Source organism: Paeniroseomonas aquatica, from assembly GCF_030409335.1.
Classification (GTDB): Bacteria; Pseudomonadota; Alphaproteobacteria; order Acetobacterales; family Acetobacteraceae; genus Belnapia; species Belnapia aquatica.
The window spans coordinates 43,845-63,935 of record NZ_JAUFPN010000110.1; the positions used below are offsets into that span (position 1 = coordinate 43,845).

At 75.5% G+C, this 20,091-nt stretch carries 18 protein-coding genes; 8 read left to right on the forward strand and 10 right to left on the reverse strand.

Features of this window, described 5'->3' with window-relative positions:
• Positions 1–32: 32 nt before the first annotated feature.
• From pgi to mutL, 3 genes are read left to right on the forward strand one after another with little or no spacing between them, the layout of a single operon-like run.
• Positions 33–1,685, forward strand: coding sequence for a glucose-6-phosphate isomerase (gene pgi, locus QWZ14_RS10515; protein ID WP_290316608.1), 1,653 nt, complete (start codon positions 33–35; stop codon positions 1,683–1,685).
• Position 1,686: 1 nt separating this feature from the next.
• A complete protein-coding gene (locus QWZ14_RS10520; protein ID WP_290316609.1) occupies positions 1,687–2,436 on the forward strand; it encodes a metallophosphoesterase family protein in 750 nt (249 codons plus the stop codon).
• A gap of 2 nt (positions 2,437–2,438) precedes the next feature.
• A complete protein-coding gene (gene mutL / locus QWZ14_RS10525) occupies positions 2,439–4,244 on the forward strand; it encodes a DNA mismatch repair endonuclease MutL (RefSeq protein WP_290316610.1) in 1,806 nt (601 codons plus the stop codon).
• Between the two features lie 48 nt (positions 4,245–4,292).
• Here the strand turns inward: mutL and QWZ14_RS10530 are convergent, their stop codons facing one another.
• The 6 genes from QWZ14_RS10530 to QWZ14_RS10555 are packed head-to-tail and all read right to left on the reverse strand — an operon-like array spanning position 4,293 to position 12,391.
• On the reverse strand, positions 4,293–6,422 hold the full coding sequence (locus QWZ14_RS10530) for a DUF6212 domain-containing protein (RefSeq protein ID WP_290316611.1): 2,130 nt from the start codon (positions 6,420–6,422) through the stop codon (positions 4,293–4,295).
• The gene (locus QWZ14_RS10535) at positions 6,419–9,079 is read right to left on the reverse strand and encodes a glycosyltransferase (protein ID WP_290316613.1); all 2,661 of its coding nucleotides are present in this window, start codon (positions 9,077–9,079) and stop codon (positions 6,419–6,421) included. Before QWZ14_RS10535 ends, QWZ14_RS10530 begins: the two co-directional genes overlap by 4 nt.
• 30 nt (positions 9,080–9,109) lie before the next feature.
• On the reverse strand, positions 9,110–10,273 hold the full coding sequence (locus tag QWZ14_RS10540) for a glycosyltransferase (protein ID WP_290316614.1): 1,164 nt from the start codon (positions 10,271–10,273) through the stop codon (positions 9,110–9,112).
• Entirely contained in the window at positions 10,270–10,872 is a 603-nt protein-coding gene (gene rsmD, locus QWZ14_RS10545) for a 16S rRNA (guanine(966)-N(2))-methyltransferase RsmD (RefSeq protein WP_290316615.1), read from the reverse strand. The genes QWZ14_RS10540 and rsmD overlap by 4 nt, the downstream gene beginning before the upstream one ends.
• Positions 10,869–11,681 carry a pseudouridine synthase gene (locus QWZ14_RS10550; RefSeq protein ID WP_290316616.1) on the reverse strand — a complete coding sequence of 271 codons (813 nt, stop codon included), beginning with the start codon at positions 11,679–11,681 and terminating at the stop codon, positions 10,869–10,871. Before QWZ14_RS10550 ends, rsmD begins: the two co-directional genes overlap by 4 nt.
• Entirely contained in the window at positions 11,678–12,391 is a 714-nt protein-coding gene (locus QWZ14_RS10555; RefSeq protein WP_290316617.1) for a gamma-glutamyl-gamma-aminobutyrate hydrolase family protein, read from the reverse strand. Before QWZ14_RS10555 ends, QWZ14_RS10550 begins: the two co-directional genes overlap by 4 nt.
• A 45-nt stretch (positions 12,392–12,436) precedes the next feature.
• Here QWZ14_RS10555 and QWZ14_RS10560 point away from each other — a divergent pair, with 45 nt between their 5' ends.
• Positions 12,437–12,880 carry a nucleoside deaminase gene (locus tag QWZ14_RS10560; protein ID WP_290316618.1) on the forward strand — a complete coding sequence of 148 codons (444 nt, stop codon included), beginning with the start codon at positions 12,437–12,439 and terminating at the stop codon, positions 12,878–12,880.
• Between the two features lie 2 nt (positions 12,881–12,882).
• On the opposite strand, the gene QWZ14_RS10565 is transcribed toward QWZ14_RS10560, so the two are convergent.
• The gene (locus QWZ14_RS10565) at positions 12,883–13,521 is read right to left on the reverse strand and encodes a glutathione S-transferase family protein (RefSeq protein ID WP_290316620.1); all 639 of its coding nucleotides are present in this window, start codon (positions 13,519–13,521) and stop codon (positions 12,883–12,885) included.
• Positions 13,522–13,579: 58 nt separating this feature from the next.
• Entirely contained in the window at positions 13,580–13,744 is a 165-nt protein-coding gene (locus tag QWZ14_RS10570; RefSeq protein ID WP_290316622.1) for a hypothetical protein, read from the reverse strand.
• A 447-nt stretch (positions 13,745–14,191) separates the two neighbouring features.
• On the opposite strand from QWZ14_RS10570, the gene QWZ14_RS10575 reads away from it, so the two are divergent.
• From QWZ14_RS10575 to QWZ14_RS10590, 4 genes are all read left to right on the forward strand, one after another.
• Positions 14,192–15,163 carry a Bug family tripartite tricarboxylate transporter substrate binding protein gene (locus QWZ14_RS10575; RefSeq protein WP_290316623.1) on the forward strand — a complete coding sequence of 324 codons (972 nt, stop codon included), beginning with the start codon at positions 14,192–14,194 and terminating at the stop codon, positions 15,161–15,163.
• A gap of 200 nt (positions 15,164–15,363) precedes the next feature.
• Positions 15,364–16,005 (forward strand): DUF1826 domain-containing protein, encoded by a 642-nt coding sequence (locus tag QWZ14_RS10580; RefSeq protein WP_290316624.1) that lies wholly within the window; start codon positions 15,364–15,366, stop codon positions 16,003–16,005.
• Positions 16,002–17,204, forward strand: a complete 1,203-nt coding sequence (gene zigA / locus QWZ14_RS10585) for a zinc metallochaperone GTPase ZigA (protein ID WP_290316625.1) — start codon at positions 16,002–16,004, stop codon at positions 17,202–17,204. The genes QWZ14_RS10580 and zigA overlap by 4 nt, the downstream gene beginning before the upstream one ends.
• A gap of 60 nt (positions 17,205–17,264) precedes the next feature.
• Positions 17,265–18,464, forward strand: coding sequence for an ABC transporter substrate-binding protein (locus tag QWZ14_RS10590; RefSeq protein WP_290316626.1), 1,200 nt, complete (start codon positions 17,265–17,267; stop codon positions 18,462–18,464).
• A gap of 14 nt (positions 18,465–18,478) precedes the next feature.
• On the opposite strand, the gene QWZ14_RS10595 is transcribed toward QWZ14_RS10590, so the two are convergent.
• Positions 18,479–18,928, reverse strand: coding sequence for a DNA polymerase III subunit chi (locus tag QWZ14_RS10595; protein WP_290316627.1), 450 nt, complete (start codon positions 18,926–18,928; stop codon positions 18,479–18,481).
• Positions 18,929–18,931: 3 nt separating this feature from the next.
• A partial coding sequence (locus QWZ14_RS10600) for a leucyl aminopeptidase family protein (protein ID WP_290316628.1) occupies positions 18,932–20,091 on the reverse strand: 1,160 nt, incomplete at its 5' end.

The window sequence follows — 20,091 nt, forward strand, 5'->3', positions numbered from 1 at the left end:
CCTCGTTTCGGCGGGGAACGGGAGGGCCGGTGATGGCACAGCATGGAACGAGCGCCTGGTCCGCGGTGATGGCGCTGGCCCGGGCCGAGCGGCCCGACGGCAGCGCCGCCGCCTCGATCCGGCCGCTCTTCGCGGCCGACCCAGAGCGCTTCGCGCGCTTCTCCTGGGCGGCGGACGGGCTGCTGCTCGACCTCTCCAAGACCTCGCTCAGCCCGGCCGTGCTGGCGGCGCTGCTCGACCTCGCGCGCGCCATGGACCTGCCGGGACGGCGCGACGCCATGGCGGCGGGCGCGGCGGTCAACGTCACCGAGGGGAGGGCGGCGCTGCACCTGGCGCTGCGGGCGCCGGCCAGGGCCGGCTTCCGGGTGGGGGCCGAGGACGCCTCGGCCGAGGTGCACGCGACCCTCGCCCGGATGCGCGAATTCGCCGTCGCGGTGCAGGACGGCCGCCTGCGCGGGGCGACCGGGGAGCGCTTCACCGACGTGCTGAACATCGGCATCGGCGGCTCCGACCTCGGCCCGGCCATGGTGGCGCGGGCGCTGTGGACGCCGGCGGCGCCGCTCCGGGCGCATTACCTCGGCAATGTCGACGCTCATGCCTGGGAGGAGATCCGGCCGCGGCTCGACCCCCGCCGGACCCTGGTGCTGGTGGCGAGCAAGACCTTCACCACCCAGGAGACCATGACCAATGCCGCGCTGGTGCGCGGCTGGCTGGCGGCGGCGGTGGGGGAGGCCGGGGTCGGCGGCCACCTCGCCGCGCTCTCGACCAACCTCGCTGCGACGGCCGCCTTCGGCATCGCCCCCGAGCGCGTCTTCCCCTTCCGCGACTGGGTCGGCGGGCGCTTCTCGCTCTGGTCCTCGATCGGCCTGTCACTGGCGATCGCCCTGGGCTGGGAGGCCTTCGACCGGCTGCTGGCCGGGGCGCGGGCGATGGACGCGCATTTCCTGGGGGCGCCGCTCGAGGCCAACCTGCCGGTGCTGCTGGCCCTGGCCGAGGTCTGGCACGTCGATGGCCTCGGGCTCGGCGCCCGGGCGGTGCTGCCCTACGACGAGCGGCTGGCGCGGCTGCCGGCGCATCTCCAGCAGGTGGAGATGGAGAGCCTCGGCAAGCAGGTGACGCTGGCGGGGGCGCCGGTGGCGCAGCGCACCGGCCCGGTCGTCTTCGGCGAGCCCGGGACCAATTCGCAGCACAGCTTCATGCAGCTGCTGCACCAGGGCACGACGCCGGTGCCGGCCGACATCATCCTGGTCGCCAACCCCGCCCACCCGCATGCCGACAGCCATCGCAAGCTGCTGGCCAATGGGCTGGCGCAGGCCGCCGCGCTGATGCGCGGCAAGACCCTGGCCGAGGTCCGCGCCGAGATGGCGGCGGCCGGCACCGCCGAGGCCGAGATCGCCCGGCTCGCGCCGCACCGGGTCTTCCCCGGCGACCGGCCGACCACGACGCTGCTGCTGCCGCGGCTCGACGCCTTCACTCTGGGCCAGCTGGTGGCCCTCTACGAGAACAAGGTGGCCTGCCTCGGCATCCTCTGGGACATCAACGCCTTCGACCAATGGGGGGTCGAACTGGGCAAGCAGCTCACCGGGCCGATCCTGCGGGCGCTGGAGGGCGCGCCGCAGAAGGCGCAGGATGGCTCGACCGCCGGGCTGCTGGCAGCCATAGGTCGGGCGCAATCCGGGGGCTGACATGCGCATCGCCGTGCTGGCCGATATCCACGGCAACCTGCGGGCGCTGGAGGCGGTGCTGGCCGACCTGCCGCGGCGCGGCGCCGATCTGGCGGTGAACCTCGGCGACTGCCTGTCCGGGCCGCTGCAGCCGGCCGCCGTCGCGGACCGGCTGATGGCGCTCGGCCTGCCGACGGTGCGGGGCAACCACGACCGTCAGCTGCTGGATGGGCCGGTGGCCGACATGGGCTTCTCCGATGCCTTCGCCGCCGCCCGGCTGACCGCGGCGCAGCGCGACTGGCTGGCCACGCTGCCGCCGGTGCTCACCCCGGCGGAGGGGGTCCTCGCCTGCCACGGCACCCCGGCCGACGACCTGACCTATGCCCTCGAGGTGGTCGCCGCGCCGCAGCTGCTGCGCCCCGCCACCGCCGCCGAGGCCGCCGCCCGCATCGGCCCGACGCCGGGGGCCGGGCTGGTGCTCTGCGCCCATTCGCACCTGGCGCGGATGGTGCGGCTGCCGGATGGCCGGGTGGCGGTGAACCCCGGCAGCATCGGCCAGCCCGGCTATACCGATATTCTGCCCTACCCCCATGTGGTCTGCGCCGGCACCCCGCATGCCCGCTACGCCGTGGTCGAGCGCGGCGCCGCCGGCTGGTCGGTGGAATTCCTCGCCATCCCCTACGACTGGGACGCCGCCGCCGCCGAGGCCCTGGCGGCCGGCCGCGCCGATTGGGCGGAGGCCCTGGCGACCGGGCAATTGGGACCGGCCTGAGCATGGCCATCCGCCTGCTGCCGGAGACCACCGCCAACCGCATCGCCGCCGGCGAGGTGGTGGAACGGCCCGCCGCCGTGGTGAAGGAGCTGGTCGAGAACGCGCTGGATGCCGGCGCCACCCGCATCGCGGTGACGCTGGAGGAAGGCGGCATCGGCCGGGTGGTGGTCGAGGACGACGGCTCGGGCATGGGCGCCGCCGACCTCGCGCTGGCGGTCGAGCGCCATGCCACCTCCAAGCTGCCGGAGGAGGCGATGCTCTTCCGCATCGCCACGCTGGGCTTCCGCGGCGAGGCGCTGCCCAGCATCGGCGCCGTCGCCCGGCTGAGCATCACCAGCCGCCCGGCCGGCGGCGACGCCCATGCGCTGCTGGTCGAGGGCGGCCGCAAGGGGCCGGTGGTCCCGGCCTCCGGCGCCCCCGGCACCCGGATCGAGGTGCGGGACCTCTTCTATGCCGTCCCCGCCCGGCGCAAATTCCTGAAGACCCCGCGCTCCGAGGCGGATCACGCCACCGAGGCGGTCCGCCGGCTGGCGCTGGCCTGGCCCGAGGTCGGCTTCCGGGTGACCCAGGACGGGCGGGAGGTGCTGAACCTGGCCCCCGCCGGGCGGGAGGCGCGGATCGCCGACCTGCTCGGGCCGGATTTCGCCGCCGCCGCCCTGCCGGTCGCGGCCGAGGGCGGCGGGCTGCTGCTCGCCGGCCTCGCCGCCCAGCCGGCCTTCACCCGCGCCACCGGCACCGAGCAGCATCTGGTGGTCAACCGCCGCCCGGTGCGGGACCAGCTGCTGCGGACCGCGCTGCGGGTCGCCTACCGCGACCTGATCGCCGCCGGCCGGCATCCGGTGGCGGCATTGTTCCTCGAGATCCCGCCCGAGGCGGTCGACGTCAACGTCCACCCGATGAAGACCGAGCTGCGCTTCCGCGACGAGGCCGGGGTGCGGGGGATGCTGATCGCGGCGTTGCGCCGGACGCTCTCGGCCGGGGCCGGCGTCGCCGCCCCGGCCCCGGCGCTGACCGCCTATGCGCCGCGCGGCGGCTGGTCGGCCGGCGGGTCGATGGGCGCCTGGCGGACGCCGGCGCCGGCGCCGCTGCCGGACCATGTCGGCCTGGCCGAGATGCAGCTCGCGCTTGCCGCGCCGCCCACCGCGCCGGCCAGCACGGGCTCATTGGCGCTCGGCTTCGCCCCGCCCCGCCATGCCGCGCCGGCCGCCGAACGGCCGCCGGAGGCGCATCCGCTCGGCCGCGCCCTGGCCCAGCTGCTCGATACCTACATCCTCGCCGAGGCCCCGGACGGGGCGCTGGTGCTGGTCGACCAGCACGCGGCGCACGAGCGGCTGACGCATGAGGCGCTGCGGACCCAGCTCATCGCCGGCGGCGTCCGCGCCCAGCCGCTGCTGCTGCCCGCGGTGGTCGACCTGCCGCCGGCCGATGCCGCCCGGCTGCTGGGCTTCGCCGCGGACCTCGCCCGGCTGGGCCTCGAGATCGAGGGCTTCGGCCCCGGCGCGGTGCTGGTCCGCGCCCTGCCGGCGCTGCTCGGCGCGGCCGACCCGGCGCCGCTGCTGCGCGACCTGGCCGAGGAGCTGGCCGCCTTCGCCGAGACCACCGCGCTGGATCGCCGGCTGGATGCGGCGGTGGCGCGGCTGGCCTGCCACGGCTCGGTCCGCGCCGGGCGGCGGCTGCTGCCGGCCGAGATGGATGCGCTGCTGCGGCAGATGGAGGCGACGCCGCGCGCCGCCACCTGCAGCCATGGCCGCCCGACCTTCCTGCGGCTCGGCCCGGCCGAGCTGGAGAAGCTGTTCGGCCGGCGCTAGAGCAACCGGCCAGAGCGGGCTCCGTGAACCGGTGCGAACGGAACCGTTCTAGGCCGCCGGCGGCCGCAGGGCCGCCGCCAGCCGCCGGGCCTCGCCCGTCCAGAGCGCCGCCCCCGCCGCCGCGTCCGGGGATTCCCGCAGCACCTGGCCGACCGCCTGGGGCAGCAGCGCGACCAGCGCCGCCAGCATCCGGCGGTCCCGCGCATCGGGCAGCTGCTGCGCCAGCCCGGCGGCGAGGTCGGCCTCGCGCAGCAGCAGGAAGGGGCCCCAGGCATCGGCCTCGGTGCCGGGCCAGGCGGCGAAGACGCCGGGCCAGTCGGGCCGGTTGCGGAACTCGATCGCCGGGCCCTCGCCGCGCAGGGCGAATTTGAAGCGCAGCCGGGGCCAGTGCTGCGCCCCGGCGCGGACGTCCTCCAGCCAGATGTCGAGGTGGCGGTAGCCGCCATCCGGCGTGGCGTAATGCTCCTGCAGCCGGGCCAGCGCCATCCGGGCCGCGGCGGCCTCCGGCGCGGGCGGCGCGGCGGGGGCCGGGGGAGATGGCGCCGGGGATGGCGGGGGCGATGGCGGGGGCGATGGTGGGGGCGATGGCGGCGGCGCCAGCGGCTGCACCGCGGCCGCCATCACCGGCGGCAGCGGCCGGCGGGCCGGCGGGCGCGGCGGCGGGCAATGGCCGCGGATCCCGACCAGCTCGGACCATTCCACCCGCAGCGGCGGGGCCGGCGCCGTCCCGGCATGGCGCAGCACCAGCACCACCGCGACGCGGCGCGGCCCGTGCAGGGGCAGCGCCAGCGGCAGCAACAGGCGGCCGCCCTCCTCCGGCCAGGGGCGGCGCCAGCCGCTCCAGCGCGCCTCGGGCGGGTCCAGCGCCGGCTCGGCCCCGGCCGCCACCGTCCCGTCGTCCGGCTGCAGCCAGAGCGCGGCCTCCAGCTGCGCCGGGTCGCCGCGGCCGACGGTCAGCGTCGCCTGCAGCAGGTCGAGCCCGTTCACCGGGATGCCCGGCAGCACCAGGGTGACCTGGCGGCCGGCGCCGAAGCTGGCCAGCAGCCGCGGCGCCTCGGTGCCCAGCGCCACCCATTCGACCTGGCCGAGCGGGAAGCGGGCGGCCTCCCAGAGCTGGGCGGGCAGCCGCACCGGCACCACGGGCGCGGTGCCGGAGGGGGCCAGCGGCAGGTCGACCGCCTCGGCATCCCAGTGCCGGGCGATGACAAAGCGGCGGCCGAAGGGGGCGGTCCAGACCCGCAGCGCCAGGGCATGGCCCGGGGCCTCATTACCCCGGGCCTCCTCCCCGCCGCCGGGATCCTCCGCCACCGCCACCGCCCGGTCCGGGCTGCACCGCCGCTGCTCCAGCGACAGCGCCAGGGCATCGCCGCGCTCGAGCTCGGCGGCCAGGTCGAGGCAGGCGGTCTCGCGCAGCGGCCCGATCGGGGTCGGCAGGTCGAGCGTCAGCCAGCCCGGCAGCAGCGCCTCCCCCGGCACCAGCCAAGCGCCCAGGATGCGGCCGCTCTCGGCGCCGTAGAGCCGGACCCGCAGCATGGCGGCGGGGGCGGCGGCGGCCTCGGCCAGGTGCAGCGCCAGGCCGGACAGCCCCTCCAGCGGCAGGCCGAGGCATTGCCCGGCGGCGAGCCGGCCGTCCCGGCTCCGCAGCACCGGCCCGGCGGCGGCGGGCTGCAGCGCCAGGACCTGCAGCGGCGCGGGCGGCGGGCCGGCCTGGGCGCCGTGCTGGATCAGCGAGACCATGGCCTCGCGGCTGGCCTCGGCATCCTCGCGCGCGGCGACCAGGGCGCGGTGCAGCCCGGCGGCGCTGCGGGCCTGCGCCGCCATCGCCCCGGCCAGGAGCCGGGCCAGCCCCGGCAGCGCCGCCGCCGCCGTCGCCGCTTCCCGCAGCGGCGGCAGGTCGGGGCCCGCGGCCGACCACCAGGCGAGCAGCGGCGCGGCGGCGGCGGCGTCCGGGGTGACGATGGCGAGCACCTGGGCGGGCGGCAGCGGCAGCGGCAGGGTGGCGTCCGCGGCCGGGGTGCCCGGCCGGTGCAGCCGCAGCGCCCCGTCCTGCGCGGTGACCAGCCACAGCAGCAGGCCGGGCAGCTCGAGCGCCGCCGCGTCCTCGCCGTGCAGCAGCAGCACCATGGGCCGGCCGGCATGGAGCTCGGCCAGCTCGGCCGCGGCGACCAGCAGGGTCATGGCGGCATCCCCGGCCGCGCGGGGGGCGGCACCAGCGCGTCGAGGTGGTCGAGGAAGGGGCGCATGGCCGCGGCCCAGCCGCCGCCGGCGAGCCGCGCCGCCGCCCGGGCGCCGAGCGCGGCCATGGCGGGACGGTCGGCGGCGAGCTGCTCCAGCCGGGCGACGAAGCCGCCGATGATGCCCTCCTCCGGCTGCCGGTGCGGGACCAGGAAGCCGTCCTCGCCGTCGCGGATGATCTCGGCGATGGCGCCGACATCGGTGGCGATCACCGCGCAGCCCATGCGCTGGGCCTCCAGCACCACCAGCGGCACGCCCTCGAAGCGGGAGGGCAGCACCAGCACGTCCGCCCAGGCATAGGCGGCGTCCAGCTCCTCCGGCCGGAAGACCGGCGGCTCGACCGGCACCTCCAGCGCGGTCTCCGCGGCATCCGCCAGCACCGCGCGGCCGATCACCCGCCAGGCGATGCCCTCGCCGCGGGTGCGGGCGATCATGCCGGCGAGCCGGTCGAGGCCCTTCTGCCGGTCCAGCCGGCCGAGGTAGAGCACCCGCAGCGGCCGGCGCCCGGGCCGCTGCCGGGCGGCCAGCGCGGCGGCGATCCGGGCCGGCGGGCTCGGGTAGCCGGGCGCGTTGCGGATCAGGTGGACCTTCTCCGCCGGCACCCCGGCGCCGATGCACCAGTCCTGCAGCTGCTCCGAGATCACCATGATGCCGTCATAGGCGTGCTCGTAGGCGACCTGGACATTCGGGGTGCCGCGCGGCTCGCCGTGCGGGCCGCGCTCCAGCAGGTGCAGCCCGCCGAAGCTCCGCACGCCGAGCCGGCGCAGCGGCGCCATCAGCGCCTGGGCCGCCAGGGAATGCACGTTGACCACCACGTCCAGCGCCGCCAGCACCCCGAGCACGTCGCGCGCCGCCGCGCCCTCGCCGAATTGGGAATGGCCGGCGCCGAAGTAGCCGCCCTCCCAGGCGATCGCCTCCTCCCCCAGCCCCTCGATCAGCATGACGGTATCGAAGGAGGCGGGGAATTCCTCGCCCCGGTCGATCGCAGCGCTGCCGAGCACGATGAGATGGGTGCGCCAGCCGTGGCCCCGCAGCACGGCGGCCTGGTTCAGCAGGACCTTCTCCAGCCCGGCGAAGGAGAACAGCGGGACCACGAAGCCGATGTCCCGGCGGCCCGGCACCGGCAGCCGCGGCAGGATCGGGCCGATGCCCAGCAGGGCCGCCGCATCGGCCGCGGCGCGGTGGCGCGGCGGCCGATACTCCTGCTTCCAGCCGGCCGGGATGGGGCTGCGCCCCGCCCGGATGCGGGCCAGGGCGCCGACCTCGAGCAGCAGCAGCCGCAGCGCGACGGGGCTGGCCCCGACTGGGCCGGCAACAGGACCGCCGAGGGGCAGGTGCAGCCGCAGCAGGGCGGTGGCCGGCTGCGGCGCGGCGGTCTGCAGGCTTTCGATCCAGCGCGGCGAGGGGTCGCCCGCGGCTTCCCAGAGCAGGCGGCCCCGGACCAGCAGCAGGGGCGCCTCGGCCACCCTGCCGCCGGCGCTGCCGGGGCGTTCCAGGGCCAGGACCGGCCGCGCCGCCGGGACGATCTGCAGCGCGACCACGGCCACCTCCCGCAGCAGCCGCTCGCCCCACCAGAGGATCATCGCCAGCACGCCGAACCGGCCCAGCAGCTCGAGGGTGGCGGCCTCGGTGAAGCAGAGGCAGTCCGGATGATGCGCCGCGCCCGGCCGCTCCATGGCCTCGGCCATCGCCGCCCGCGCGGCGCCGGGGGCGAGGCTGGCCGTGGCGGCGGCGGCGGGGTCCAGCACCAGCCGGATGGCGCCGTCGTCCGGCGTGTGCAGGGCGAAGCGCGGCGCCTCCCCGGCCTCCAGCGCCAGCAGGCGCCGGGGCGTCAGCAGCGCCGCATGCTTGCGGTGCAGCTGGCCGAGCAGCAGGGGGCGGAGCCGCTCGGAGGCCGAGAGCATGCTCTCCGGCCGGCGGCGGTAGCGGAAGCCCGCCATGGGCAGGTGCTGGCCGCGCCAGCCGCGGCCGGCGGCGGTCAGCCAGAAGTCCCAGTCCTCGAAGCCCTGGCGCAGGGATTCGTCGAAGCGCAGCCCGTGGTCCAGCATCCGCCGCCGCACGACGCTGCCGGCGTCGCAGTAGTTGGTGCCCAGCAGCTGCAGCAGGGAGAAGCCGCCGGCCGTGGTCCAGTCGCGGCGGCCGCCGAATTCGTCGATGTCCGGATAGACCCAGCCGACCGCCTCCGGCGCCGCGTCGAGCGCGGCGAGCGCCCGCGCCAGGACATGCGGGTGCAGCCGGTTGTCGGCATCGAGGAAATGCACCGCGCGGCAGGCGGGGAAGGCCCGCAGCACGAAGTCGATGCCGGTGTTCCGGGCGGCCGAGAGCCCGCCGTTCGGCCGCCGCAGCAGGAAGACCCGGCCGGGGTGGGCGGCGGCGAAGTCGAGGGCGGTGCGGGCGCCGGATGGGAAGGGGCAGCCGTCGTCGACCACGACGACCGCCACCGGCGGCACCCCCACTTGGCCGAGCGCCGAGGCGATCGCCTCGGCCAGCAGCCCCGGCTGCTGGAAGGAGGGGATGACGACGCAGGCCTCGATGTCGGCGGCGGCCCAGGCAGCCGGCGGGCTCCTCGCCATCTCCCGCTCGGTCGCCATCCACTGCATGATCGGCTTGGCTTTCCTCGGTCGAGGGGATCAGGCGGCGTGGCATGCCCGAAGCAGGCTGCGGTAGCGCCCCAGCATGGCGGCTTGGTCGAACAGCCGCTGATGGGCCTGCGCCGCGGCAACCGAAGCGCGAGCGCCACCCCTCTCCGTTAACATCACGCCGATGTGCGTTGTCAAGGCAACGACCGTCGGCGGGTCGGCGATGCGGGCGAAACCGGCGGCCTCGGCGCCGAAGCACTCGAGCGCGGCGGCGGTCGCCACGACCGGGCAGCCCAGCGCCGTGGCCTCGAGGAAGATGAGCGGGCAGCCCTCCAGCCGCGAGGGCAGCACCAGGACATCGGCCGCCAGCAGCCAGTCCGCCACATCCGCCACCTGCCCCGGCAGCCGCAGCGGCGCCTGGAGCGGGCCTGTCCCCTGGCTGGCCGGGTGCCCGGCCAGCCGCGATCGCAGCGGACCTTCCCCCAGCGCGACCAGGGTGGCGCCGCTGGCCTGCCGCAGGCGCTCGGCCAGGGCGGGCAGCAGGTCGGCGCCCTTCTTCTCCTCCAGCCGGCCGGCAAACAGCACCAGCGGCGCGTCCGGGCCGAGGCCGAGGGCGGCGCGGCGGTCCTGCCGCCGGGCGGCGCGGCGGGCCGGATCGGCGGGCGCCGCCGCCACCGCATTCGGCACCACCGCGACGCCGCCGGGCGGCAGGCCGAAGGTCGCGGCCAGCCGCCGCGCCACTGGCGCGGAGACGGCGGCCCAGGTGACGGCGGCATCGGCCAGGCCGTCGCGCTGCGCCGCCGGCACCGGCGCGGCCTCGGGCGGGGCGAGGTGGGCGATCGCCAGCTGCGGAACGCCGGCCCGCGCCAGGGCCCGCTGCAGGCCGAGGCCATGGTCCGGCCAGGGCAGCGGCACCAGCGCCGCATCCGGGCGCAGGTCCCGGATCAGCGCCTCGGCGGCCCGGGCCTGGCGGGCGGCATTGGCGCCGGGGTCCTCGGCCTCCCGCCAGTCGACCGGGGCCGGGTGCAGCGCGGCCGCCTCGCCCAGCATCCGGGCCAGCCCTGCCGCCAGCCCGGGCGCGGCGGCGACGGCGACGGCGACGCCGCTGGCGGCCAGGGCGCGGGCCAGGGTCGCGGTATGGGCTTCCGCCCCGCCCAGCCCGGCCGAGGGCAGCAGCACCAGCAGCCGCTGCAGCCGGCGGACCGGCCGGGTCACCCCGGCGCGTCCCCTGGCGGGCCCCCTGGCGGGCCCCCTGGCGGCTCCCAGCGGAGGATGAGGAGATGCGCGGCGCCATGGGCGCGCTCGGCCAGCGGGGTGAAGGCGGGCGGCGGGGCGGCGGGCGCGCCGGTGGCGTATTCGGCGCAGACCAGCGCCCCGGCGGCGATCCAGCCGGCCGCGGCCAGCGCCGCCAGCGCCGCGTCCATCACCCCTTCCCGGTAGGGCGGGTCGAGGAAGACGAGGTCGCAGGGCCCCTGGGCGCGCGGCGGCTTCAGCGCATCGGCGGCCAGCGCGTTGCAGCGCGCCTCCTCCTTGCAGCCGGCGATGTTGGCCCGCAGCGCGGCCAGGGCGGCGCGGTCGTTCTCGATGAAATTCGCCTGGGCGGCGCCGCGCGACAGCGCCTCGAGGCCCAGCGCGCCGGTGCCGGCGAAGGCGTCCAGCACCCGGGCGCCCTCGATCCGCTCGCGCCCCGCCCAGGGGGCGTGCCAGAGCATGTCGAACAGCGCCTGCCGGACGCGGTCGGCGGTGGGGCGGGTGCGGTCGCCCTCGGGGGCGATAAGCCGCCGCCCGCGGTGCAGGCCGGCGATGATCCTCAAGCCGGCGATCCCGCCGGGGGCGCCCGGTGGCGGCCCTGGCCCGGCACGTCGTTCTTCATGCCGAGCTGCTCGCGCATCACCTTCGGATTCACCTCCTCGACCGCCCCGCGGGGCAGGGCGCCGAGCTGGAAGGGGCCGTAGGAGACGCGGATCAGCCGGTTCACCACCAGCCCGAGGAACTCCATCACCCGGCGGATCTCCCGGTTGCGGCCTTCCTGCAGGCCGACCGTGAGCCAGGCATTGGCGCCCTTGCGGCTGTCCAGCCCGGCCTCGATCGGCGCGTAGCGGACGCCGTCGACCACCAGCCCCTGGCCCAGCTCGGCGAGGGCGAATTCATCGACGTTGCCGTTCACCCGCACCCGGTAGCGGCGGATCCAGCCGTTCGAGGGCAGCTCGAGCTTGCGGGCCAGCTCGCCGTCGTTGGTCAGCAGCAGCAGGCCTTCGGAATTCAGGTCGAGCCGGCCGATGGAGACGAGCCGGGGCAGGCCGGGGGGCAGGGCGTCGAAGACCGTCTGGCGGCCCTTCTCGTCCTTGTGGGTGGTCACCAGCCCATCCGGCTTGTGGTAGCGGAACAGCCGGGTGCGCTGGGCGCCGGCCACCACCTTGTTGTCCACCATCACGCTCATGCCCGGCAGGATGAAGGTCGCCGGCTTGCCGATGACCTTGCCGTCCACCTTCACCCGGCCCTCGGCGATCATCTTCTCCGCGTCGCGGCGGCTGGCGACGCCGGCGCGGGCGAGCCACTTGGCGATGCGCTCGCCGCGCGCGGCGTCCTCCTCGTCGTCGGGGAGGTTCGGTTCGGCGTTCATCGGCAGGCCGCCACGAAGGCGGCGAAGATCAGCGGGTCGGCCGGGTCCACCGCGTATTCCGGGTGCCACTGCACGCCGAGGGCGAAGCGGTGGCTGGCGGATTCGACGCCCTCCACCACGCCGTCGGGCGCCAGGGCATTGACCAGGGCGCCGGCGCCCGGCGTCGCCACCGCCTGGTGGTGGGCGCTGTTCACCGCCATGCGCGGCTTGCCGATGATGCGGGCGAGCAGCGTGTCCGGGGCGATCGCCACCTCATGCCCGGGCTGGTCGCGCGGGTTGGGCTGCTCGTGCTCGATGTCGGTCCGGATGCTGTCCGGGATGTGCTGGATCAGCGTGCCGCCGAGCGCCACCGCCAGCAGCTGCTGGCCGCCGCAGATGCCGAGCACCGGCATGTTCCGCGCCAGCGCGCCGCGCGTGACGGCCAGCTCGAAGTCGGTGCGGTTGGCCTTCAGGGTGACGGTCGGGTGGGTCACGCCGCCGCCGTAGAGCGAGGGGTCCACGTCGAAGGCGCCGCCGGTGATCATCAGCCCGTCGATCTCGTCGAGGTAGGCCTCGGCCAGCTCGGTCTGGTGCGGCAGGGCGACCGGCAGGGCACCGGCCTCGGCGAGGGCCGAGAAGTAGTTCTTCCGGAGCGCATACCAGGGCAGCTTGGAGTAGCCGCCGGGCTCCTCCGCATCCAGGGTGACGCCGATGATGGGACGGGTGCGCATGGCGCGTTGCTAGAACCTAACGGCCCATTGGGGCAAGCTCGGCCCATGCCCTCGCCGATCGAAATCGCCCTCGCCGAAGCCCGCGCCGCCGCCCTGCGGGGCGAGGTGCCGGTCGGCGCGGTGGTGACGGATGCGGCCGGGGCGGTGCTGGCCCGGGCGGGGAATGCGGTGGAGGCCGGCCACGACCCCTCCGCCCATGCCGAGATGCGGGCGCTGCGCGCGGCGGCGCAGCGGCGCGGCGGCAAGCTGCTGGCCGACTGCACCCTGACCGTGACGCTCGAGCCCTGCCCGATGTGCGCCCAGGCCATCAGCTTCTTCCGGGTGAAGCGGCTGGTCTTCGGCGCCTACGACCCGAAGGGGGGCGGCGTCGACCATGGCGCCCGGATCTTCGCGGCCTCCTCGTGCCATCATGCGCCGGAGGTGGTGGGCGGCCTGCGCGAGGCCGAATGCGGCGCCGTGCTGCGCGAGTTCTTCGCCGCCCGCCGATAGGGTCAGGCCGGCACCACCTCGGTGTCCTTCTTCGGGATCAGCGCGTAGGGCAGGGCGAAGCCCGGCATCGCCGCCAGCCGGCGGGACCAGGCGTGGACGTTGGGCCAGCGCTCGATCTCGAGCCCGCCCTCGGCCATGAAGACCATGCGGCCCCAGCAGCCGATGTCGGCGATGGTCGGCCCGTCCCCCACCAGCCAGTCGCGCCCGGCCAGCGCCTCGTCCACCCGGGCGACCGCGGCTTCGGCCAGCGGCCGGAAGTAGTCCATCACCGCCGGGTCCACCGCGCGGAACCGGCTGTAGTGCCGCACCTTGGCGACGTTGGTGATATTGTCCGCCTCCCAGGAGAGCCATTCGCGCGCGGTCCATTGCTCCTGCTCGGTGGCGCCGGCGAAGTGGCCGGTGGTGCGGGCGAGGTAGTCGAGGATGACGTTGGACTGCACGATGGTGAGCCCGCGGTGCCGGAGCGCCGGGACCTGGCCGTAGCGGTTGATGGCGAGGTAGTCGGGCTGCTTCTGCACGCCGTTCTTCAGGTTCACGGTGCGGAAGGAGAAGGGCAGCCGGGCCAGGGCCAGGTAGAGCATCGGCTTGTAGCTCGAGCTCGAGGTGAAGCTGCCGTAGAGCGTCAGTTGGTCTGGTTGCATGGGCCGCGGCCTTCCTGGACCACGGCATCCTGGGCGCCGGCCCCGGCGCCGGCAAGCATCAGGCCTTGGTGGCGGAGGCCTCCGGCTGCGGCTCGGCCTCGGCGATCTCGGCCGGCGGGGCCTCGGTGCTGGTGGTGGTCGTCACCGCCGCCGCGCTGGCGAGGCTGGCGGTGAGCAGGATGCGGCGGAGGAAGTCGGCCCAGGGGTCGGTGCGGCGTTCCATGCGCCTCACGCCCCGCCGGATGGGGGCTTGGCCGACCCGGTGCGGCGCGCAGCGATCCTGCGTGGCATCCTTCGTCCTCCTGCCTGCAAGCTGCATGATGCACGGTTGTTGTGGCGCGATGTGGGCAAACTAGAAACCAATTGTATCCTGAAACTTGACCGATCGGCGCTATTAGCGTCACGACGCAGTGATGTTTCGGGACAGGGCTGGTTTTCGGCCGCGAATACCCACGCCGGCAGGCATTGCTGAAATACCGGGTAATGGATCCGGAGCCGCGCCGGCCTGAAGACTTCACCGCGACCTCCCTCCGGTGGCAGCAGCCGCCCTGGCCTGCCGTCATGCCCTGCCGGTGGTTAGGATGCGGTTAAGCGCCCGGACGGCGCGGCGGTGGACCAACCGGCGGAGATGGTTCAACTGGGGCAGCCTGACCCTGCACCGAGGACGCCCATGACCACCCGCCGCGCCCTGTTCGCCCTGCCTCTCCTGGCCAGCCCCGCGGCGCGGGCGCACGAGCCCGCCTGGCCCGCTAGGCCGGTGCGCATCGTGCTGGCCTATCCGCCCGGCGGCAGCACCGATGTCTTGGCCCGCGCCCTGGCCGACCGCCTGTCGGCGGCGATCCCCGGCGGCAGCTTCATCGTCGAGAACCGCCCCGGCGGCGCCGCGGTGGTCGGCACCCAGGCGGTCGCGACCGCGGCGCCGGACGGCTACACCCTCAGCCTCGGCAACAACCAGACCCATGCGGCCAATGCGGCGATGGTGCGCGACCTGCCCTATCGCCCGGTCGAGGATTTCGCCGCCATCGGCAAGCTGGCGGAGGTCCACCACGCCCTGGTCGTGCCGGCCAATTCCCCGGCGCGGACCCTGGCCGAACTGGCGGCGCGCGGCCGCAACGGCGGCCGGCTGACCTATGCCTCCTCCGGCGTCGGCTCGGCCAGCCACGTGATCGCCGAGAGCTTCGTCCGGCGCGAGGGGCTGGAGGCGACGCACGTGCCCTACCGCGGCGGCGCCCAGGCGGTGACGGACACGGTCGGCGGCGTGGTCGAGGCCTTCGTCTCCACCTGGCCGCAAGTGGTGGCGCTGGTGAGGGACGGCCGGCTGCGGGCGCTCGGCATCGGCGCCCCGGCCCGGCTGGCCGAGCTGCCGGAGGTGCCGACCTTCGCCGAGGCCGGCGCCCCCTACATGGCGGTCGATGCCTGGTTCGGCCTCTGGGCGCCGGCCCGCACCCCGGCGCCCATCATCGCCCGGCTGTCGGAGGCGCTGCCCGGCATCCTGGCCGAGCCCGCGATGGCGGCGCGGCTCACCGGGCTCGGCTTCACCCCGGCACCGCTGCCGGCCGCCGCCTTCGCCGCCTTCCAGCAGGCCGAGGTGGAGCGCTGGAAGGCGCTGGTCGAGCTCACCGGCATCCGCCTGGACGGCTGACCCGCCGCAGGGTCCCTGGGCGCAGGTCTCCGGGCGCAGGTGTCTGGCCAATGATTGGACCTGTGCGATCTGCGATCCCGGCCGCTTCGCCCCGGTGGGAAGGCGGTGGCGCCGGTCCCATGCGGCTGCCGCCGTGCTGAGCGCCGGGCCCGGACAGGGCGCCTTGCGGGCATATGTTATGTTATACTATAACATTCCCCATGGCCCTGTTCTGCGAAGCCTATGCCCCCGCCCATAGCCTGGGCCAGGACGCCTGGAGCGTCTTCGGAACCGGCCCCGAAGCCCTGCTCCAGATCCTGCGGCCGGAGGTCCACCTCGCCGTCTGGCACCGGTCGCTGCCGCGCTCCATCGCCCCGGGCTGTGCCCGGCTGGCCGCCGCCGCGCCCTTCCGGGCGACCGCCATCGGCCCGCCCGATGCGGTGGTGGAGGCCATCCTTGCCGACCTGCCCTGCGCCGCGCCGCTCGACCTGCTGCTGGACCTGCAGGATCTCGCCGCCTGCTTCGCCGCCATCATCGGGCGGGACACGGTGCAGCTGCGGCTCTCGGGCGTCGACAACGACAGCTGCCGGCGCTTCCACGCCGATGCGGTCGGGCTGCGGCTGCTCTGCACCTATCGCGGCGCCGGGACCGAATGGCTGCCGCTGGCCGGGGCCGAGGCGGCGCGCGACGCGGCCGCCGCGCCGCCACGCGCGAACCGGCTGCCGGCCGGCTCGGTCGCCCTGCTGAAGGGCGAGGCGAAAGGGGCCGGCCGCGGCTGCGTCCACCGCTCCCCGCCGCGCGGCGCGCGCGACCCGGCGCGGCTGCTGCTCACCCTCGACGAACCCGGAAGGATCCCGCTGTGAGCCATCCGCCCGCACTGCCGGTCACCGTGCTCTCCGGCTTCCTCGGCGCCGGCAAGACCACGCTGCTGAACCACATCCTGGCCAACCGCGAGGGCCGCCGCGTCGCCGTCATCGTCAACGACATGTCCGAGGTGAACATCGATGCCGCGCTGGTCGCCCAGGGCGCCGCGCTGTCGCGCACCGAGGAGAAGCTGGTCGAGCTCTCGAACGGCTGCATCTGCTGCACCCTGCGCGACGACCTGGTGCAGGAGGTGACGCGGCTGGCCGGCGAGGGCCGGTTCGATGCGCTGCTGATCGAGAGCACCGGCATCAGCGAGCCGATGCCGATCGCCGCCACCTTCGACTTCCGCAGCGAGGAGGGCTTCCGCCTCGGCGACGTCGCCCGGATCGACACCATGGTGACGGTGGTCGATGCCGCCGGCTTCCTGCGCGACTATGCCAGCGCCGCCAGCCTGCACGCGCTCGGCCGGTCGACCGGCGAGGGCGACACGCGGCTGCTGGTCGAGCTGCTGATCGAGCAGGTCGAGTTCGCCGATGTCATCGTCATCAACAAGGCGGACCTGGTCGACGCCGAGGCGCTGGGCCGGCTCGGCGCGATCCTCGCCAGCTTCAACCCCGGCGCCGCGATCATCGCCGGCATCGAAGGACGGGTGCCGCTCTCGGCGCTGCTGGACACCGGCCGCTTCGACTTCGCCCGGGCGCAGCAGGCGGCCGGCTGGGCCCGCGCGCTGGCCGGCGAGCACCTGCCGGAAAGCGAGGAATTCGGCATCGCCAGCTTCGTCTGGCGGGCGCGGCGGCCGCTGCACCCGGCGCGCTGGAAGCGGCTGATCGAGGGCGACCTCCCCGGCGTCATCCGCGCCAAGGGATTCTTCTGGCTGGCGACGCGGATGCCCTGGGCCGGGTCCTGGCACCTCGCCGGCGCGGTCAGCCGGCACGAGGCGGCGGGGCAATGGTTCGCCGCGGTCGACCCCGCGCGCTGGCCCGAGGATGCCGAATGGCAGGCGCAGGTGCGCGGGTTGTGGCAGGAACCGCATGGCGACCGGCGGCAGGAGGTCGTCGTCATCGGCCTCGGCATGGATGAGGCCGCGCTGCGCCGCGACCTCGAGGCCTGCCTGCTCACCGAGGCGGAGATGCGCGGCGGCCCGCGCGCCTGGGCCACGCTGCCGGATCCCTTCCCACCCTGGCGGCTCCAGGCGTAACGGACTCGCCAGCTCCCTCCCGGTCACTTACGCTGACCGAAAAGACCAGGGAGGACACACATGGCGACCCTCAATCGGCGGCAATTCGTCCAGGCCTCGGCAGCGGCGGGCGGTGCGCTGGCCACCGGGCTGGCGAGCCCGGCCCTGGCCCAGTCCGGGCCGATCAAGATCGGCTGGCTGCCGGCGCTGACCGGCGCCTCCTCCTCGACCGGCATCGGCATCGGCCGCGGCGTCGCCTTCGGCGTGGCCGAGCTCAACGCAGCCGGCGGCATCGGCGGCCGCAAGCTCGAGCTGATCATCCGCGACACCCAGAGCGACCCGACCAAGGCGGTGAACGCCGCCTCCGAGCTGACCCGCAGCGAGAAGGTCGCGGTGCTGTATGGCCCCGGCAATTCCGGCGAGGCGCTGGCCTGCTCCGCAGTCATCGCCCGGTCGCGCACGCCGCAGCTCAACCCCTGCTTCGTCGACGAGCTCATGGATGTCGAGAAATACCCGCTCGCCTTTCGTGCCGCCCCGTCGAACCAGCAGGTCGGCGCCGCGGCGAACCGCTACGTGCTGGATATCCTGAAGATCAAGGAAGCGGCGGTCATCAGCGATACCACCGGCTATGGCACCGCCTCGGCGAAGGCCTTCGTGCCGATGCTGGCGGCGGCCGGCGGCACCGTGGTCTACCAGGGCGCCATCGACGCCAACCAGCCCGACCTGCTGCCGGACATGATGCGGATGCGCAGTGCCGGCGCCAGGGCGATCATGCCCTGGAGCGTCAACCCCGGCCTGCTCGCCCGCATCCTCAACGTCCGCGCGGCGATGAACTGGGACGTGCCGGTGGTCGGCCAGACCACGCTGGGCTCGGGCCAGACCCGGGCGCTGCTCGACCGGCCGGAGAATTGGGAGAAGGTCTACCAGACCAATTTCCGCAGCTGCTGCTTCGGCGAGAACGGCGCCCTGCCGCAGCGGACCGCCGATTTCGTCGGCCGGCTGAAGGCGGCGAAGGTCGAGACCGGCGATACGCTGCTGTGGTGGGTGGCTGCGGGCTACGACGTGGCCGGGCTGGTCGCGGCGGCCATCAGGAGCGGCGCCGAAACCGCGGAGCAGATCGCGGCCCACTGGAATGCGGGCAAGCCGCATGCCGGCGTCTACGGCAACTACGTCTGGACGCCGCAGGACCACAATGGCTATCCCGACAATGACGTCGTGATGTCCCAGGCGAATTCCTTCCAGGACGGCGTGTTCAAGCTGGCGCCGGGTTACGCCGCCTGACCACAAAACTTTGGCTAAGCCTTCTTCTCCCAGCCGCGGTCGCCCTGCTGCCAGTAGGACAACCCATGCCCCGCCGCCTTCGCCGCGCTCCAGCGGCGGCGGGCGGCGGCGACGGCCTCCGGGTCCTGGCCGTCGAACAGGTCCAGCACCCGGTCGTACTCCGCCAGCCGGCGGCTCTCGGCGCCATCCACCAGCACCAGGAAGCGGGCGCCGTTCGGGGCGGGTTCATCCTCGGTGGTCAGCCAGATCGGCTGCATCGCCGCGTGGCCGCTGGCCTTGGTGCCATGCGGCAGCCAGTCCGGGTCCTGGCTGACCCAGAGCGCGGCATCCAGCGCCGCGACCCGCTCCTCGCTGCCGGCCAGCAGCAGCGCCCGCCCGCCGGTCGACAGCACCCGGTCGAGCAGCTTCGGCAGCGCCTGGTCCAGCGGCATCCGCATGAGGTGGTAGAAGGCGATATCGGCCATCGGCTAATGCTCGAAATACAGCGAGACGAGGCGGTCGAGCAGCCGGGCGCCGAAGCCGCTGGGCCCGGGCGGCCCCAGCGCATCGGCCGCGGCGCGTGCCGCCACCCCGGCGATGTCGAGATGCGCCCAGGGCGCCGGGCCGGCGAATTCGCGCAGGAAGGCCGTGGCATGGCAGGCATCCGGCAGCAGGCGGCCGGTCGCGCATTGCTTCAGGTCGGCGATGGCGCTGTCGAGGTCGGCCCGGTGCCGCGCCCCGATCGGCATCGGCCAGACCGGCTCGCCCACCCTCTCCCCGGCCGCCTGCGCCTGGGCCAGCAGCGCGTCGTCGCTGCCGAACAGCCCCGCCCGGTGGCTGCCGAGGGCGGTGACGATCGCCCCGGTGAGGGTGGCGAGGTCGAGCACCGCCTGCGGCCGGAAGCGCTGGGCGTAGTGCAGCGCATCGGCCAGCACCAGCCGCCCCTCGGCATCGGTATCCACCACCTCGACCGTGTGGCCCGAGCCCATCCGCAGCACGTCGCCGGGGCGGTAGGCGGTCTCGCTGAAGGCGTTCTCGGCCAGCGCCAGCACCGCCACCGCCGGCGCCGGGGACCGCCGCAGCGCCAGCGCCAGCATCGCCCCGGCGCAGGCGGCGGCGCCGGCCATGTCGGATTTCATCGCCGCCATGCCCGCGGCGGGCTTGATGCTGATCCCGCCGGTGTCGAAGCAGATGCCCTTGCCGACGAAGACCACCGGCGCCGCCGCGATGCTGCCGCGCCAGCGCAGCACCGCCAGCCGCGGCGGGTTGTCGCTGCCCTGGCCGACCGCCAGCAGCCCGCCCAGTCCCTCCCGCGCCAGCCGGCGGCGTCCCAGCACGTCGACGGCGATGCCGTGCTCGGCCAGCGCCTCCAGCCGGGCGGCGAAGGCGCGCGTGGTCAGCGCATTGGCCGGCTCCATCGCCAGGTCGCGGGCCAGCAGGCAGCCCCGCACCCCGGCCGAGGCCCGTGCCCAATGCGGCGCCACCGCGGCGGGGTCGTCCACCACCAGGTCCAGCGCCTGCAGCCCCGGCTTTTCCCGGCGTTGGGCGCGGGTGAAGCGCCAGGCGCGCAGGCAGGCACCGGCGGCCAGCCCGGCGGCGGCGTCCGGCGGCAGGCCCCGCGCATCGAGCGTCAGCCGCACCGCATCGC

What these genes read in the sequence shown, in the direction of transcription:
- pgi (WP_290316608.1), top strand. Translation starts at nt 33, where the DNA reads ATGGCACAGCATGGAACGAGCGCCTGGTCCGCGGTGATGGCGCTGGCC.
- QWZ14_RS10520 (WP_290316609.1), top strand. Translation starts at nt 1,687, where the DNA reads ATGCGCATCGCCGTGCTGGCCGATATCCACGGCAACCTGCGGGCGCTG.
- mutL (WP_290316610.1), top strand. Translation starts at nt 2,439, where the DNA reads ATGGCCATCCGCCTGCTGCCGGAGACCACCGCCAACCGCATCGCCGCC.
- QWZ14_RS10530 (WP_290316611.1), bottom strand. Translation starts at nt 6,422, where the DNA reads ATGACCCTGCTGGTCGCCGCGGCCGAGCTGGCCGAGCTCCATGCCGGC.
- QWZ14_RS10535 (WP_290316613.1), bottom strand. Translation starts at nt 9,079, where the DNA reads ATGCAGTGGATGGCGACCGAGCGGGAGATGGCGAGGAGCCCGCCGGCT.
- QWZ14_RS10550 (WP_290316616.1), bottom strand. Translation starts at nt 11,681, where the DNA reads ATGAACGCCGAACCGAACCTCCCCGACGACGAGGAGGACGCCGCGCGC.
- QWZ14_RS10555 (WP_290316617.1), bottom strand. Translation starts at nt 12,391, where the DNA reads ATGCGCACCCGTCCCATCATCGGCGTCACCCTGGATGCGGAGGAGCCC.
- QWZ14_RS10560 (WP_290316618.1), top strand. Translation starts at nt 12,437, where the DNA reads ATGCCCTCGCCGATCGAAATCGCCCTCGCCGAAGCCCGCGCCGCCGCC.
- QWZ14_RS10565 (WP_290316620.1), bottom strand. Translation starts at nt 13,521, where the DNA reads ATGCAACCAGACCAACTGACGCTCTACGGCAGCTTCACCTCGAGCTCG.
- QWZ14_RS10570 (WP_290316622.1), bottom strand. Translation starts at nt 13,744, where the DNA reads ATGGAACGCCGCACCGACCCCTGGGCCGACTTCCTCCGCCGCATCCTG.
- QWZ14_RS10575 (WP_290316623.1), top strand. Translation starts at nt 14,192, where the DNA reads ATGACCACCCGCCGCGCCCTGTTCGCCCTGCCTCTCCTGGCCAGCCCC.
- QWZ14_RS10580 (WP_290316624.1), top strand. Translation starts at nt 15,364, where the DNA reads ATGGCCCTGTTCTGCGAAGCCTATGCCCCCGCCCATAGCCTGGGCCAG.
- QWZ14_RS10590 (WP_290316626.1), top strand. Translation starts at nt 17,265, where the DNA reads ATGGCGACCCTCAATCGGCGGCAATTCGTCCAGGCCTCGGCAGCGGCG.
- QWZ14_RS10595 (WP_290316627.1), bottom strand. Translation starts at nt 18,928, where the DNA reads ATGGCCGATATCGCCTTCTACCACCTCATGCGGATGCCGCTGGACCAG.